The 16,484-nt window shown below is 36.5% G+C and carries 13 protein-coding genes; 9 read left to right on the forward strand and 4 right to left on the reverse strand.

Annotated features, from left to right (window positions below):
* Positions 1-63: 63 nt before the first annotated feature.
* The gene (locus H4J73_RS12480; RefSeq protein ID WP_182182316.1) at positions 64-723 is read right to left on the reverse strand and encodes an AMP-binding protein; all 660 of its coding nucleotides are present in this window, start codon (positions 721-723) and stop codon (positions 64-66) included.
* A gap of 766 nt (positions 724-1,489) precedes the next feature.
* Here H4J73_RS12480 and H4J73_RS12485 point away from each other — a divergent pair.
* Positions 1,490-1,732, forward strand: a complete 243-nt coding sequence (locus H4J73_RS12485) for a hypothetical protein (protein ID WP_182182317.1) — start codon at positions 1,490-1,492, stop codon at positions 1,730-1,732.
* 26 nt (positions 1,733-1,758) lie between these two features.
* On the forward strand, positions 1,759-5,937 hold the full coding sequence (locus tag H4J73_RS12490; RefSeq protein WP_182182318.1) for a two-component regulator propeller domain-containing protein: 4,179 nt from the start codon (positions 1,759-1,761) through the stop codon (positions 5,935-5,937).
* Positions 5,938-5,962: 25 nt separating this feature from the next.
* Here the strand turns inward: H4J73_RS12490 and H4J73_RS12495 are convergent, their stop codons facing one another.
* Positions 5,963-6,733, reverse strand: coding sequence for a 3-deoxy-D-manno-octulosonic acid kinase (locus tag H4J73_RS12495; protein ID WP_220460156.1), 771 nt, complete (start codon positions 6,731-6,733; stop codon positions 5,963-5,965).
* Between the two features lie 52 nt (positions 6,734-6,785).
* Between H4J73_RS12495 and H4J73_RS12500 the strand changes: the two genes are divergently transcribed.
* The 5 genes from H4J73_RS12500 to H4J73_RS12520 all read left to right on the forward strand — a co-directional run bounded on the left by H4J73_RS12500 (position 6,786) and on the right by H4J73_RS12520 (position 12,300).
* Positions 6,786-7,859 (forward strand): glycosyltransferase family 9 protein, encoded by a 1,074-nt coding sequence (locus H4J73_RS12500; protein ID WP_182182319.1) that lies wholly within the window; start codon positions 6,786-6,788, stop codon positions 7,857-7,859.
* 247 nt (positions 7,860-8,106) lie between these two features.
* A complete protein-coding gene (locus H4J73_RS12505; RefSeq protein ID WP_182182320.1) occupies positions 8,107-10,200 on the forward strand; it encodes a TonB-dependent siderophore receptor in 2,094 nt (697 codons plus the stop codon).
* Between the two features lie 70 nt (positions 10,201-10,270).
* On the forward strand, positions 10,271-10,861 hold the full coding sequence (locus tag H4J73_RS12510; protein WP_182182321.1) for a PepSY-associated TM helix domain-containing protein: 591 nt from the start codon (positions 10,271-10,273) through the stop codon (positions 10,859-10,861).
* Between the two features lie 54 nt (positions 10,862-10,915).
* On the forward strand, positions 10,916-11,434 hold the full coding sequence (locus H4J73_RS12515) for a DUF2271 domain-containing protein (protein ID WP_182182322.1): 519 nt from the start codon (positions 10,916-10,918) through the stop codon (positions 11,432-11,434).
* 59 nt (positions 11,435-11,493) lie between these two features.
* The gene (locus H4J73_RS12520) at positions 11,494-12,300 is read left to right on the forward strand and encodes a DUF4198 domain-containing protein (RefSeq protein WP_182182323.1); all 807 of its coding nucleotides are present in this window, start codon (positions 11,494-11,496) and stop codon (positions 12,298-12,300) included.
* 67 nt (positions 12,301-12,367) lie between these two features.
* Here the strand turns inward: H4J73_RS12520 and waaA are convergent, their stop codons facing one another.
* On the reverse strand, positions 12,368-13,669 hold the full coding sequence (gene waaA, locus H4J73_RS12525; RefSeq protein ID WP_182182324.1) for a lipid IV(A) 3-deoxy-D-manno-octulosonic acid transferase: 1,302 nt from the start codon (positions 13,667-13,669) through the stop codon (positions 12,368-12,370).
* Positions 13,670-13,791: 122 nt separating this feature from the next.
* On the opposite strand from waaA, the gene H4J73_RS12530 reads away from it, so the two are divergent.
* Positions 13,792-14,631, forward strand: coding sequence for a hypothetical protein (locus tag H4J73_RS12530; protein ID WP_182182325.1), 840 nt, complete (start codon positions 13,792-13,794; stop codon positions 14,629-14,631).
* 14 nt (positions 14,632-14,645) lie between these two features.
* On the opposite strand, the gene H4J73_RS12535 is transcribed toward H4J73_RS12530, so the two are convergent.
* Positions 14,646-15,074, reverse strand: a complete 429-nt coding sequence (locus H4J73_RS12535) for an Lrp/AsnC family transcriptional regulator (RefSeq protein ID WP_182182326.1) — start codon at positions 15,072-15,074, stop codon at positions 14,646-14,648.
* 178 nt (positions 15,075-15,252) lie between these two features.
* On the opposite strand from H4J73_RS12535, the gene H4J73_RS12540 reads away from it, so the two are divergent.
* On the forward strand, positions 15,253-16,464 hold the full coding sequence (locus H4J73_RS12540; RefSeq protein WP_182182327.1) for a glycine C-acetyltransferase: 1,212 nt from the start codon (positions 15,253-15,255) through the stop codon (positions 16,462-16,464).
* Positions 16,465-16,484 lie beyond the last annotated feature (20 nt).

The following is a 16,484-nucleotide window of genomic DNA, read 5'->3' on the forward strand; positions in this document are numbered from 1 at the left end:
ACGTTATAAAAGATATGACCCTTAGGCCATATCTTGATTTAAAAGTCGTATTACATTCTACTACTATGACCCAAGTGCTATTAGGTCCATCTCACTAAAGAAAGGTAGCCACCCGACAAAAACATCATCTGAACTTTCCGGCGACTTTATTGGTAACCGCTTCAAATTTTCGATAATATCACGGTGAGTTATAGTAACGTCTTCATTTATATTATTTGAATCAGAAAAATAGTTTAAAAAAGCAGGTGTCCTTGGTGCTATTTCAACAATGGCTTCAAGAGCCCCCAAAAGAGACACTGAATTTTCTGAGGTAAAAATACTGATTGATTTTAATATCCCTGTCTGTTCTTGACAGAAACTTCTAATCTGAGACACTTCTTTTAACGTTGTAAGCATCAAAACAGGTTGGCATTTATTGACAATCTCAAGTGTTTGTTTCGAATTATTTTGCGGTAAGGGTGCCGGTACGGCAATAACACCCGCCAAAAGACAACCATAAAATGCAACGACATAGTCAATATTTGGAGGGTAAAGCAATAAAACCTTATCACCCGTTTGTGTTTTACTTTTTAAAAAGTTAGCAACCGACAATGCTTCAGACCAAAACTCTCTGAAGGTTAATTCAGTCAGTGGCTCTGTTTTAGAAGGTAAAAAGCTAAAAGCAACTTCATCAGGTTTAGCGGCAACGTGGTGGTGTAAATATTCAATAATTGTATTTGGCATAGTGTAATCACTCTTTATAGGTTTACGTATTTACGTAAAAAAACATCGCTCATTTATTACTTAAAATATAATTACATTGTCTGTAAATGGCTACTATGACCCTGCCAATATTTTGCTGAATACTGCCAAACTTCATTATTCACTGACCACCTATAACACCGACACTTTAGAAAAAATTGGCGAACAAACACAAATAATAGGCTTAATATTGATAGCTCATTATTATAAATCTCATTATAGTTTTATCGTTTACATATTTTATTGTTAATAAATAGATAAATTATTGTGGCCCTCTCCAGAGGTTTTGGTAGAAATATTAAGTTTATATTTTATAACGCGATCCCTTAATCAACGTTATAAAATAACGCATGACTTAATATTTCTACCAATTTTTATTTGTCATCGACTTCTAGTCATTAGCTTGCTTATCGAATGCCTCTACAACACTGAGTATTTGATAGTAATGAGAAATATTAACATCATAAGACAGTAACGTTTACAGGTACCTTACTCACCTATCTAAAGATTTAGTCGTTACACGAGTGTTGATATTGATTTATTGTGTCAATCTTTACGCGATGCTAATATCTTTGCTAACCGATGATTAAATTATGGAATGTTAATAATAAGAATGTAGAGTGTTAACTATTACCTTTAACATAAGACGCTTATATTTAATATTTTGGGATCAGCCTGATCAAAAATCAGAAGTAACTTAACCCGGCACCTTATACAAAGACACGCCAATCACATTAGGATAATTACCATGAAAATAACTAAATGTTTATTAATCTCAACTTTTTTTATTAGCTCTGCAAGCTTTGCAAATACATCTACACAAGAGCAAGTGACACTACCCAGTATAATTGACGTTATTAGCTTTTGTAGTAGTGATAAAACGTGTACCAGCATACTTCCTGTTATTGAAGAACAGGAAGTAAATTATGATGTAAAATATGAAACGGAATCTCTGAATACTGACCCTACAGAAATCGATATCGATGAATAACAGACTATTTGGGTAGATCTAATATCATGTTAAAACGTTGTCTGATCTTGTTTATTATTTTGCAGTTTCACTGCGCTACTATATTAGCCAGTACATTACAAAAGACTTACAACGTCATTAATTTTACTACATCTAAAATTCGAGACCAACAAGACGTTAAAGCCATCACACAAGATTCAAATGGCTTTATTTGGTTTGCCTCTAATTCAGGTCTCTTTCGCTTCGATGGCTTAAATGTTAAAAAACACTCACTTCAAACTATTAATGATAAGGATCCACTCGAAGTAAAATCCTTATTGATCGATAGTAATAACAAGCTTTGGGTAGGCACGAATAAACGTTTATTGAAATACAATGAAAAGAGTGAAACATTCCATAAAGTCGAGTTAAATAGCGACGGTTATTCATTTTCCATACTTGTATTACTTGAAGACAATAAAAATAACATTTGGGTGGGTACAAGAGATAATGGCTTATTCAAAATAGAACAAAGTCCAACTAGTAATACTGTTTCTCATTTTCATAAAACAGCAAAAAATTCCTTGAAAATATCGAGCAATCAAATTCGAAGTTTGTATCAAGCTAACGATAATGAATTATGGTTTGGCACAAAAAATGGCCTAAGTAGTTATTCATTTGCAAACAAGCGAATAACTGACCATAAGATTAATATGCCGTCGAATCTTCAAAAAAAACTAACTGTATATAGCATAATCAAGCTAAAAGAGAATTTATTGCTTGGCAGTAATATTGGTTTGATTGAGTTCAATAGATACACTTCTACTGGTTCTTTATATTCAACTGATAAGTTACTTGCATCACTTGTTTTTACCGTGAAATACTCTCAAGACAATCATTTAATAGTCGGGAGTAAGATTAATGGATTAATGATAATTAATCCAAAAACAAAAGAAATAATAAAGCTCAACAATAGCCAAAATGAAAACTCTGAATTGAATTCAAATAGAGTTTATACCACTTTTTCTGACAGTACAGGGAATATTTGGCTAGGCACAAAAGTCGGTATTAATAAATTAACTTATAGTGATAGCTCCATTGATTTATATCGCGTTAAAGATAATAGCTCACAGTGTATTACGAGTAATGAAAATCATGCCGTATTTTTAGATTCACAGAATAATATGTGGTTAGGGGCAAAAGGAAAAGGCTTAAATTTAATTAATCAAACCAATAATACTTGCAAATTTTTTAATAAAGATAATATCAATTTACCCAATATAACTTTCCAACTGATTATGGATATAAAAGAAGATCTAGAAGGAAATATTTGGATTGCTAGCTTCAACGAAGGATTAATAAAATATAACCCACAAACAGAAAAATTCAGCCAATTAAGCTTTTCTGATACAAAAAAAACACAAATAATCCAACACGGGGAAATTCTAGATATTTTTATTGATAGAGACAATAACTTGTTACTCGGAATGATTGATCATGGCTTAGTAAAGTACAATCAATCACTTAACACTTTGGAATTACTTGGGGAAAGCATGGCTAAAAAGCTCCAACGTAATAAATTAACCGTAAAAAGTATCAAGCAAATAAATGATACTCTTTGGCTAGGAACCGCCTTTGCTGGATTGATTTCTTATAATGAAGCAACAGGTCAGATAAAATCATATTTATTAGACAATAAAAATTTACGCATCGTTACAACCGCTCTCGATAACCAACAAAATATTTGGCTAGGTACTAGAGATAATGGAATAATCAAATTTACACCAACAACAGGTGAGTATATTAATTATCAAGCCAAAGATAGCTTAGCTAATAATAATATATTTGATATCCAAGTTGATAATAACAATAATCTTTGGATAGGTACCTATAACGGCTTATCTATATTTAATCAAAACACATCATCCTTTACTAATTATTATGAAAAAGACGGTATGCAATCGAATGACTCTTCACTAGGGAGTTTCTTTGATGCAAAAACCGGTGATCTATGGCTAGGAGGAATGAACGGTATTAACCGTATTCATACGAATACATTACGTAAAAAGGACGATAGTTCGTCTTTATACTTAACAAGTTTAAAGATTAATGGAGAGAAAGTTTCCGTAAGTGACGATAAAAAAACAAGCCCATTAAAAGAAAATATTATAAGCGCACAGCAATTAACGTTAACCCATAAAGAAAACAATTTTGCCTTTAATTTTGCAAATATTAATTACCAAAATACTGACAAGCTCAGTTATCAATACCAGCTAGCAGGATATGACCATTGGAGTGAGGTTGCCCGTGAAAATCTCACCGCAAATTATACCAATATTCCTGCCGGTGAATACCAATTTCAAGTGCGTGTAACGAATAACAATGGACAATGGAATGGTGCCGAGACAAGTATTTCTATTCTTATTTTACCCCCTTGGTGGTTAACGACATTGGCATTAATCATTTACTCACTACTGATCATTATCTCTATCTATTTAGTTATTCATTTTCGCACCCGAGTGCTTAGAAATAAGACCAATGAATTAGAGCGCTCCGTTCAACGCCGTACCATAGAACTTGCTCAAGAAAAAGATAAAGTAGAGCGACTGCTTGAACAAAAAAATGAAGAGTTTGCCAACCTGTCTCATGAGTTTAGAACACCACTAACCCTTATTTTAGGAACAAGTTCACAGTTACTCACTGCCCGCATGGCTGATAATCAGCTCAATCGAATTGAAGTTATTAAAAGAAATGGGTATCGACTCCTTCGAATGGTTGATCAGCTTCTGAATATAGAAACTTTTCGCGTGAAAGCTATCTCACAAAAATCGCTACAAAATACCGGTAATATCATCAAGCAACTTGTTGATGCTTTTACAGATCTTGCTTTAGAAAAAGGCATTAAATTACAAATAATTAATATCGAGGATATTGACTTTGAATTGGTGGATGATGCACTTGAGAAAATCGTCGTAAATTTACTTTCAAATGCAATAAAATACACCCATAACGGTGGCAGTATTACTTTAGAAACCAAACGCACTCTAAATAATGAACTCTATATTCAAATTGTTGATACGGGTATCGGTATACCCCGCGATCAGCTCGACAGTGTTTTCGAAAAATATAACCGAGTACTCAGTAAAGAAAGTGAGCAAATAACAGGAGCTGGCATTGGGTTGGCTTTAATCAAAGAACTTATCATTAGCCACAGCGGAAGCATTACCTTAGCCAGCGAATTAGGAAGTGGCACTACAATAACAGTATTACTGCCAATAATTAACGAAGGTAAAGAAAAGCAGCAGAGCAATGCCATACTGAAAAATGTACAAATAGATAATATTGTTGCCATGGAATTAATGAGTTTAACCCAACAGACCGCACTTTCACCTATAAAAAACAGTGCTAACTTTTCTTCTACTGCGCAAGAGGAAAAAATAAAAATATTAATCATCGAAGATAACCATGATATGAATCAATATATAGTTGATTGTCTGGCTGATGATTATATTGTACTCAGTGCCTATGACGGTTTAGAAGGTGTAAATCTCGCCATTCAAGAAGTCCCTGACTTAATTATTAGCGATATTATGATGCCAAAACTTGATGGTTATCAAGCGACTCAGAAAATTAGAGCAAACCCCATAACTGATCACATTCCCATTATTTTACTTACGTCTCGACATGATTTAGAGAGTAAACTTAAAGGGTGGCATCATCAAGTGGATGAATATCTGACTAAACCTTTCAATCTCGAAGAATTAAGACTACGTATTGAAAGTTTACTGGCAATTAGGAATATACTTAAAAACAAAAAAAATCAAAAGGCAGCAAAGTCGCCTCATATAGAACAAAGCCTGTTAGATAAACTTATCGATGCTGCTTCGATTGAACAGATTAGTAAACAAGATATTTTTATAGAAAAATTGAATGAAGTATTAGAAAAAAAATACCCTGACACATCAACAACAGTTAACAGTGTAGCTAAAGCAATGGCGATGAGCGAGAGACAATTATTTAGGAAGCTTAAAAGTATTTTAGGTGCGACACCTACTGATTATTTAAGACGTTTTCGTTTAGAGAAAGCATGCTTATTATTAGCACAAGGACAAAGCGCAATAAATACTACTTTTGATACCGGTTTTTCATCTCAAAGTTATTTTAGTAAGTGTTTTAAAAGTGAATATGGTTGCACACCAAGCGATTTTCAAAAAAAATTATTCGTGAAAAACGAAGAAGGTTTATAGCTTCGACCCTAAGCTCACACCACCATTAACTGACGAGTAAATACCCATCGAGTAACATATTCCAATCTTCTTTTGTCCAATGAAAAGTAAGCAGTTTATTTTTTTCTTTTTCAAAAGAACGTAGTAATCTGGCGATATTTGCTTGTTGCCAAGCTGATGAAACAGCGCGTTGATCACCACGATCAAAATCAATCAGCCAAACTTCTTTATTTGCATCCAGTAAAATATTATGACTATTTAAATCATGATGATAAATTCCGGCATCATGAAAACGACGAATAACCTTACCGATTTCTCGCCAAACCTCTTCGGCTAATGCTTCTTTTGATAATATTGCGACTAAATCCTGGGCATGTTCAATACGTGACGATAATAAGTCAGCCTGATAAAAAAGCCCTTTTTTAGTCACTCGAAACGCAATCGGTTTTGGCGCCGGTAATGCCAACGACTGTAAAATATCTAAAAGTTGGTATTCCTGTGCAGCACGTGTATTTTTTTGTCCTATAAATAAATACTTATCGTTAATAATTTTACCGATTAAGCCACCACGATAATAATGACGTAGAACCCACTGTTGTTTTTCGGATAACTTTGAGCCTAACGAATTATATTCAATAAACCAAGTCGTACCACGGCCTTGAGCACTTCCCGTTATAGCCTTTTTATCTTGCCAATATTGACTATTTAACATTTCGGGAGAAAAATCATCTATCGCATTCGCGTTATAACGACAATAAACATTACCTTCTTGATAAGTTTTTTCTTGGTAGGGTTTTACAATTGCTGGCTTGTTCAAGATAATAGGCTCAATTCAAATACTTTATATGCTCTATTGTGGTGATTCCTTTATGCTGGGTCAATTAACAGCGCCAAAAAATTTATGTTTATTACGTTTATCCGCTATTGGAGACGTTTGTCATGCCGTAGCTATGGTGCAACAAATTCAACATTATTACCCAAAAACTAAAATCACTTGGGTAATAGGAAAAGTTGAAGCTAATTTATTGCAAGGGTTACCCAACGTGGAATTTGTCATTTTTGATAAAAAAGCGGGTTTTAAGGGATATCAAAATTTACGAGCCGAACTTGCGCATCAAAAGTTTGATGTGTTATTGCATATGCAAGTTGCTTTGCGTGCTAGCTTAGCCAGCTGGTGTATCAAAGCAAAAGTAAAAATAGGTTTCGACAGTAAACGTGCGAAAGAAGGTCAATGGCTGTTCACGAATCACCAGATAGCACCTCAACACCAGCCGCATGTACTTGATGGTTTTATGGGGTTTGCAAAAGCTATTGGTGTGCCTACCGAGAGTCCTCGTTGGGAAATGCCTATCGGTGACGAAAACGAACGTTGGGCAAGTGAGCTATTGTCTGTAGAGTCTAATAAACCCATTGCCGTTATTTCACCTGCTGCCAGTAAAGCAGAAAGAAACTGGCATGCAGAAGGCTATGCACAAACAGCTGACTATTTAACCCAGCTAGGTTTTCATGTGGTAATTTGTGGTGGGCCAACCACATTAGAACAATTATTAGCCACTGAAATTATCAGCTTCAGTAAATGCGATATTGTTAATTTAGTGGGCAAAACTAATTTAAAACAACTGCTTGCTGTTCTTAAACTTTCTCATTTAGTCATTGCACCTGATACTGGCCCAGCACATATGGCGGTGACTGTTGACACGCCTGTTATTGGCTTATATGCACACAGTAATCCTAATCGTACTGGCCCCTATTTATATCAAAACTATGTCGTCAGCTGCTATCAACATACGGTACAAGAGCAATACAAACAAAAACTTGAACATCTACCTTGGGGCATTCGCGCAAAGGGCAGTGACTTAATGAACAGTATTACTTTTACGCAGGTGAAAGAAAAGTTATTACTTCTCATTAACGATTATTACCCAGAATTTATCATTAAATAAATTCCCCTCCGAATCTACTCCAAATAAATAAAAATCCGACCTAAGGCCTACGTTATCTAAACGAGGCCTATCTTCGCTTGCTTCCATTTTTCACTCATGGCAAACGCTCATCAGACTAAGTTAACTCACTGGCATGACCATTATTAAAAAGAACAATAAAACCAACTTACTTATTGCAAATGATAATCATTACCATTAGTATTCGCACCAAGTAATTTATCTCTCTCTTTTTCTCTTAGGAATAACAATGAAGTATTCACCTGTGTGCTTAGCAATTATCGTTGGCTTAATGCCTTACTCATCCAATGCCAATGGAGTCTCTGGCAATAATACCGCCGTTGAGGTTATTGAAGTAAAAGGTAGTTATTTTAATAACTATAAAGTTGATGAAGCACATGGCGCAATGCGTACCAATATCTCCTTATTAGAAACATCTCAATCAGTCACTGTTATTCCAAACTCAGTGATAACAGAGCAACTCGCAACGACTTTAGGCGAAGTATTAACTAACGACGCAAGCTTAACCGCAGGCTCTAAGCAGCGTAATCGTGAAGTTTTTAATTTACGTGGTTTTGAACTAAGTTCATCAAATGGTTACCTTAGAGATGGTCACCAACATTGGTCACATTACCAACAACCCATTGAAATATTAGAAAACATTGAAGTAATAAAAGGCCCTTCGAGTATATTGTATGGTCAGTCTGGCCCTGGAGGCTTAGTTAATATGGTGACCAAAAAACCAACAGCAAAAACGTTGTTTAATCTGGGTATAGATGTTGACCAAGAGGGGGCTACTCGATTTTCACTAGATGCTGGGGGTTCATTAACTGATGATAAATCCTTACGCTACAGAGGTGTACTCGTTAAGCAAGAGGCTAAATATCAACGTAACTATCAAAATAATGAACAGCGCCAGCGCGATCGTTTTTTAGGCGCTTTAGTGATCGATTATGATATTTCAGACAATGCTATGGTACGCGTCCATTATGACCGAACAGATGATGAAGCTGGATTAGATACTGGTGCTTGGTTAGACGAAAAGGGTAATATCATCGGGAATGAAAAAACCATTCGTGATATGTCTTGGGCATTTACTGATATTACCGTCGAAAATATTGGTGTTGATTTCAACTATGCATTGTCTGATCAATGGCAGGTTAACTTAGGTTACAACGAACAAAATTTTGAACGCCAACGTTTTGAATCATCTCCGAAGAAGCCATCAATTTTCACAGAAGTTGATACGTATACTTCAAAGCCCTATGACCGATTTGACGATTGGCAATTTAAAACTGCTTTTATTGATTTTACCAGTGAATTCACTCTTTCAGATGTTAAACATCAATTATTAATTGGCGCTAATTCTTTAGACTATTACTACGGACAACTAAAAGTAAATGGCGAATCGATTAACTACTCGGCCAACCAAGTAGAACCTGCTCGACCTGATATCAGCTACAAAACTGACGACTCGTTATACTCTAGTGCATATGATTATTACGGTGTTTATATACAAGACTTAATCACTTTAAATGACCAGTGGCAAGTATCGGTAGGAGGGCGTTACGACAAGCAAAGTAAAAAGAATGCTAACAATGAATCATTATTACCTAAAGCAGGGTTTTTATTTCATCCCGATGAAAAAACAACGTTTTACGCCAGTTACTCAGAAGGATTTGAACCGCAAAGAAGCGAAAAATTAGAAAATGATCGTGATATCAACAATGGTATGAAGCTCGATGCGATGACCTCTAAGCAAATGGAAATAGGTGCAAAATGGCAACTTTTTAATGAACGATTACTGTTAACAGCAGCCCTTTTTGATATAACCAAAACAGGAAAATTAATCACTGAAGCAATCAACGACAATCGAAATTTTGATACTCGAACAGAACAAGCGGGCGAGCAACGCCATAAAGGTTTTGAAGTGGCTGCACAGGGTGCAGTAAACGATAAAATTTTTGTGATGGCATCGGTGATGAAGTTAGACGCACAATACGATAAAGATGAAAATTATCAAGGAAAAACCCCTGTTGATGCTCCTCAGTGGTCAGCTTCAATCTGGTCTCGTTATGAATTTAATGACCAGCTTGCTGTAAATATTGGCGCCTTTTACGAAGGTGAACGTTTTGCAGATAGCAATAACACGATAACAAAAGACGCTTATACACGCATTGATGTCGGTGCAACTTATAAAACGGTTATTAGTAATAAAGCCGTTAACTTCCGCCTGAATATCCAAAACTTACTTGATACTGACTATCTTGGTGGTGGTGGCGTATCGAATGTAACCGCTGGAGACGGCACAAGTTTTCGTTTAGCGACACAAATTTCATTCTAAACTAACGAAGGCAGGAGTAACAAAAATCAATTTGTTGCTTCTGCAAAGACAAAATAAGCTATTGTTATTTATGCAAATCAATAAAAATACTTTACGTTTTTCTCGCCTTATACATATTTATGTTTCGATGGCATTACTGACTTTACTGCTCTTTTTTTCAGTGACGGGGATTACCTTAAATCATCCCGAGTGGTTTAGTGAAAATAAAGCAAGTATTGAAGAAAAAGAAATCATGATTGATTTAGCCCTTATTGAAAATCCTCCTTTATCCCTTCAGCAAATTGTCAATATTTCTGAAGTGATAGAACAAAAGTTATCAATATCGTTAAGTCATTCTGTTATCGAAAGTAGCAAAAACGAACTATTTTACAGCATTAAAAAAGCAGGGAAAAATACAGCGATTTCTCTCGACTTAGTCAGCGGCGAATTATTTTTTGAATATACCAACTATGGTTGGTGGGCGCTGATGAATGATTTACATAAAGGAAGAAACACCACTGTTTTTTGGGGATGGATCATTGATATAACCAGTGTGCTGTGCATTTTTTTTGCACTAAGCGGTTTTATTTTAGCCATGCCTCAAAAACGGTTTAATCGAACATTATCAGTGAGTTTAGCTGTTACCGTAGCGATAATTTTTACTTCTGTATTGTGGGCTTAACCCCTTAAAAACAATCTACGTCACCCTCTTTGGTGACTACACAAAGGAACTTACATGAATATAAAAACTGTTAGATTATTACTTATTGTCTTAACCTTTATAAATTTTACCGTTTTTGCAAACCCGAGTAACTCAACGCCAGCAGAATTAAACATTGAGCTTAATTTAAAGCAGCAGCTTGGTGAATATCACCCTCCCTATGTCGCTAGCTGGATTGAAAATTCACAAGGAAATCCGGTACGTACATTATTGCTTTGGCGAGAAAAAGCTAAATGGTTAAAAGATATTCGTCGGTGGTGGCGAAAAGTCGGTAAGAAAGATGCTGAATTTGTTGACGGCATAACCTCTGCTACTCGCGCCGCAGGAAAGTACCCTCTCAATTTTCTTGCACAAGATGATAGAAATACAACACTCAAAAAAGGACAGTACACTTTATTCATTGAGGTGGTTAGAGAAAACGGCGGCCGCTCTATTATCCGCCAGCCCTTTACCTTAAATGGAGAAAAAGAAACCTTTACGTTAGCGGCCACCCATGAAACGGATGAAATGTCATTTTCAGTGTCGCCTCGATAATTTAACTGGCTTTATATTAGTCAGCCCTCTACCACACACAGATTTAGGAATATTAAAAAATGAATTTAAAAAAAATTATCGCGCTAACAATTGCTTGTGCAATCAGTACGCAAACGTTCGCTCATTCTCGTTGGGTTTTACCGACACATTTTAATTTGTCTGCCGAGCAAGGCGAATGGATCATGGTAGACATTACTGCATCAAATGAAACCTTTAATGTTGATAAAGCTATGGGCGCAGATTTAGTAAGAATTATCACACCTGATGGAAAATCATCAAGACCCTCATCAACATATAAGGGCCATCGTAAAAGTGTTGCTGATTACTTTCTAGCAGAGTCTGGTACATATAAAATCACCAATAATAGTCATCCATCTTACATGACTTCTTACACGATGAATGGCGACCGTAAAAGGTTATCCGCTAATAAAGCAGAGTTAAGCGGGCAATTGCCTAACGAAGCGAAGGAGATAAAAACCACTTACCGTTACTCGAGAATTGAAAGCTATGTCACGATGAACACCCCAAGTGATAACTTTAAAACAGATGGTCAATTATTAGAATTGATCCCCGTAACTCATCCGTCAGACATTGCTGAAAATGAAAAGGTAACCTTTAAGTTTTTGTTTAATGGTAAAGCGCAGAAAGATGTTTCTGTAGAAATTACTGCCGACGGTGCCCGTTACCGCAATAACCCGCAAACATTAACATTGGTGTCTAATGAAAAAGGTGAAATTAACTTCATGCCAAAAGCAGCTGGGCGATATTTATTAATTGCTGAGCACCAAGAAAATACACCAAAATCGCCTTTAGCAGACCAACAAATGGGCAGTGTGTTTTTAACGTTTGAAGCTCAACTTAATTAAAGATGATTTATACCGATTCACCCTCAAAACATCGGTTTTAGTACCTATAAGTAGAATCGGTAATTCACTAAAGTAACGTCAATAATTGTTTCAAGGTGCGAGCACTTGCACCTTGGTTCTGTGTTACCACGCGGTAGGCATTATCCCCTAGTGTTTGCTGCGTTTTTTCTGACGACAAAATAGCGGCTACCTCTTTAGACAAATCATGCGCGACCGTTACAGTTGTTGCATCATCTTGCCTAGCCAGTTGAATAATACCTTGCTCCACAGCGAGTTGATGCATAACCTCAACAAAATTACTCATATTAGCGCCAACCACAATCGGCTTTTTAAATAACGCCGGCTCAAGTGGATTATGTCCGCCAACGTCTGAAAAGCTCCCACCCATAGTAACAACACTCGCTAATGCACACGTCGGTAACAACTCTCCTAGCGTATCAAGTAGCCAAATTTGTTTATCGCTTGTAACCTTGTCTTTGCTACTTCTTCGCACTAAAGCATAACCTTGCTCTTGGCATAATGTTGCCACGTCATTAGAGCGCTCTGGATGACGAGGAACAAGAATTAAGAGGAGTTGTGGAAAGTTTTTTACTAGCAATGCGAAAGCATTTAATGCAATAGTTTCATCGCCTTTATGCGTACTAGCAACCACCCAAATCAATCGGTCGTCTTCAACAAAGCCAGCTAGCTCTTGCTGTTTATCTTTTACCGTTTGGTTAACACTAATATCGAATTTTACATTGCCTGATACCTTACAGCGGGAGACGTCAGCTCCTAATGCGATAAAATTGTCATAGTTTACTTGGCTTTGACACAGAACTTTATCAAAACGATTAATCGTCGGTGTGATTAACCAAGCAAGCTTACAATAACTGTTCATTGACTTTTGCGATAAACGACCATTAATCAGTAAGAGCTTGATACCTTGTTCGCGACTTTGCGCAATTAAATTGGGCCACAGTTCAGTTTCCATAAAAACCATAGCCTGTGGTTTCAATTTATTCAAAAATGCCGCAACACAGAAAGTACTATCAAGGGGTAAATAACAATGTTGCACACGATCACCAAAAAGCTTTATAACTTGTTCAGAGCCGGTTGGGGTAAAGGTAGTTAAGGTTATGACACTTTTAGGTTTTTTTTCAAGTAACTGAGTAATGAAACTCTTCAGCGCCATAACTTCACCGACACTCGCCGCATGAACAATAATTCCTCCAGCCTTGAATTCCCGAGGTAAAAAACCAAAACGTTCACTTATTCTCTGTCGGTAAGCTTTCTGTTTGATTGAACGCAATAACAACAACACCCAAATAACGGGTAGTAAACAAAGAAAAACAACTCGGTATAACATTAAGGAAATTTGATAACGCACAGAAAAAGCTCTTTAGTAGTTTATGAATTCAGTATAGCGATTAAAGCAAACAATAAAAATACCCAAAACCGATGGAGTTTGTTATCGTCTGTATTCTATAAGATAAAGGGAATAAAATAGTCGTGTTTAAAATGGATGGTATTTTCTACAACAAGTTGTTATGCAGTCGTTTAATCACTGTTGTTAGTCTTTTATTTGTTGTGCCCTTTTTATCTGCGCAAGAGTCCTCTCAGCCCACAAATAATCTTTCTACTTCAACGTCCACAACAAAAAAAACGGCGGCACAACAAATAAAATTCACTGCTGATGACGATTTTCTATTATCGGGGGATTATTATCTTGGTGATATGCTTGGTCCTGGTGTATTGCTACTCCATGACTGTTCCCACAGCAGTAAAAGCTATGTAACACTCGGTGAGTTATTAGCAAAAAAAGGAGTAAACGCCCTTGCTATTGACTTTAGAGGCTATGGTGATAGTGAATCAACGGCGTTTTCTCACAAGACGATAAAACACCAAGTAAAAAATATTGTTAGTTATCAAGCTGAAGTTGCAATGCTCACCTCGTATTGGGAAAAAGATGTACTTTTTGCCTATAACTATTTGCGCAGTCAAATAGGCAACGACCAACCTATCTCAATTGTAGCAAGTGGTTGTTCAGTAAGTGAAGCCGTTCGGTTAGCTGAAAAAATGCGTATCCACAGCTTTGTTATTCTTTCACCAATAATGAGCCATATGGAAAAGGAGCATTATAAAAATTTAATTGATATTCCTGCTTACTTCGTTAGCTCAGCACATCATGCCGATAGTTTTTTAACCGCCCAGGAATTATTTTCGTGGAATGGTGACAGCAGCTCTACAACGCAAGTTTTTAAAGGCGTTAACCAAGGACACAATTTATTACGGCGTAATAAATTTTTACCACAAAACCTTGCTGCATGGCTTAACGAAACAATGAAATAAGTTATTCATAGGTTTTATTTTTCAAAAACAGTATCGAGAATAATCGAAGAATTTGTCCGTTCAATCCCTTCTAAAGAACAAACCATATTAAGAATTTCATTTAATTTCTCTAATGTTTGTGCCTGAATAGTCGCTAATAAATCATACTCACCGCTAATAGAATATATGTGGCTGATATTATGAATTTTTCTTAATGCGATACAAATATTACGTCTTAGATTAGGATTTACTTTTAGTGAGACATTAGCCGAAATTAATTTATTACTATACTCACTCCCCAAGACAATACTATACGCTTTAATAACACCACTATTTTCTAGCTTGGTTAAGCGGTTTTGTATCGCTGTACGTGAAACGCCTGTCGCTCTCGCAATGTCGGAAACACTTGCTCGGGCATTACATCTTAATATAGAAAGCAGTTCTTCATCTTTTTCTGTGATCATGTTAAATACTCAACAACATCGTTAAAAACCAATTAGACACCAATAATAGTCAATTTAACAGCATGACATGTCATTTTATCTAATGAAATAAGCATTAATTTAACTAGTGTCACTTTCTTAAAAGTTGGTCTAGGATAATAATACTATTATTATTCAAACCTATTAATAAGGAATTTTTGTGAGCGACTCTTCAAACAACGTAAGTTTTTACGCGCATTTAAATGATCAAATTGAACAAGTTAAAGAAGACGGCCTATATAAAGCCGAGCGTGTTATTACTACCGCACAACAACCCAACATTGCCGTGACAACTGGTGAAGCTGTTGTAAACTTCTGTGCTAATAATTACTTAGGTTTAGCCAATCACCCTGAGCTCATTGCTGCCGCAAAAGCAGGCTTAGACGAGCATGGTTTTGGTATGGCATCAGTACGCTTTATTTGTGGTACCCAAGATATTCACAAAACACTAGAAGCAAAATTAAGTACCTTTTTAGGTATGGAAGATACCATTCTTTATTCTTCGTGTTTTGATGCTAATGCCGGTTTATTTGAAACCTTATTAAGTGCTGAAGATGCCATTATCAGTGATTCATTAAACCATGCCTCAATTATTGATGGTGTGCGTTTATGTAAAGCCAAACGTTATCGTTATGCCAATAATGATGCGAGCGATTTAGAGCAACAACTCATTGCTGCTGATGCTGCTGGCGCACGTTTTAAATTAATTGCCACCGATGGCGTGTTTTCTATGGACGGTGTTATCGCTAACCTAAAAGCGGTTTGTGATTTAGCTGATAAGTACAACGCTTTAGTGATGGTTGATGATTCACACGCGGTAGGTTTTGTCGGCGAAGAAGGTCGCGGTAGCCACGAATACTGTGAAGTCATGGGCCGTGTTGATATTATTACCGGTACATTAGGCAAAGCGATGGGCGGCGCATCAGGCGGCTACACTTCAGGTAAAAAAGAAACGATTGAATGGTTGCGACAACGTTCACGCCCTTACTTATTCTCTAACTCGTTAGCCCCCGCCATTGTTAATGCTTCAATTACCGTGATTGACTTGTTAGCTAAGGGTGGCAAGTTACGCAAAACATTAAAAGATAACGCCCATTATTTCCGTACGAATATGGAAGCGGCAGGCTTTACCTGTGCCGGTGCCGATCACGCAATCATCCCCGTGATGTTAGGCGATGCAAAAGTAGCCAGCGAAATGGCGAGTCGCCTATTAGCAGAGGGTATTTATGTCATTGGCTTTTCATTCCCGGTAGTACCCAAAGGCCAGGCACGTATTCGTACTCAAATTTCAGCAGCTCATACCAAAGAACAACTTGATAAAGCCATTTCAGCCTTTATTCGTATCGGCAAAGCAATGAACATTATTGGCTAAGGTTACTCTTTAAGGAAACA

Source organism: Colwellia sp. MB3u-41 (genome assembly GCF_014076845.1).
Lineage (GTDB): Bacteria > Pseudomonadota > Gammaproteobacteria > Enterobacterales > Alteromonadaceae > Colwellia_A.

Bases quoted from the DNA above. Each gene is read 5' to 3' on its own strand.
- H4J73_RS12515 (WP_182182322.1), top strand. From the start codon at position 10,916: ATGAATATAAAAACTGTTAGATTATTACTTATTGTCTTAACCTTTATA.
- H4J73_RS12520 (WP_182182323.1), top strand. From the start codon at position 11,494: ATGAATTTAAAAAAAATTATCGCGCTAACAATTGCTTGTGCAATCAGT.
- H4J73_RS12500 (WP_182182319.1), top strand. From the start codon at position 6,786: ATGCTGGGTCAATTAACAGCGCCAAAAAATTTATGTTTATTACGTTTA.
- H4J73_RS12490 (WP_182182318.1), top strand. From the start codon at position 1,759: ATGTTAAAACGTTGTCTGATCTTGTTTATTATTTTGCAGTTTCACTGC.
- H4J73_RS12535 (WP_182182326.1), bottom strand. From the start codon at position 15,074: ATGATCACAGAAAAAGATGAAGAACTGCTTTCTATATTAAGATGTAAT.
- H4J73_RS12485 (WP_182182317.1), top strand. From the start codon at position 1,490: ATGAAAATAACTAAATGTTTATTAATCTCAACTTTTTTTATTAGCTCT.
- H4J73_RS12480 (WP_182182316.1), bottom strand. From the start codon at position 723: ATGCCAAATACAATTATTGAATATTTACACCACCACGTTGCCGCTAAA.
- H4J73_RS12505 (WP_182182320.1), top strand. From the start codon at position 8,107: ATGAAGTATTCACCTGTGTGCTTAGCAATTATCGTTGGCTTAATGCCT.
- H4J73_RS12510 (WP_182182321.1), top strand. From the start codon at position 10,271: ATGCAAATCAATAAAAATACTTTACGTTTTTCTCGCCTTATACATATT.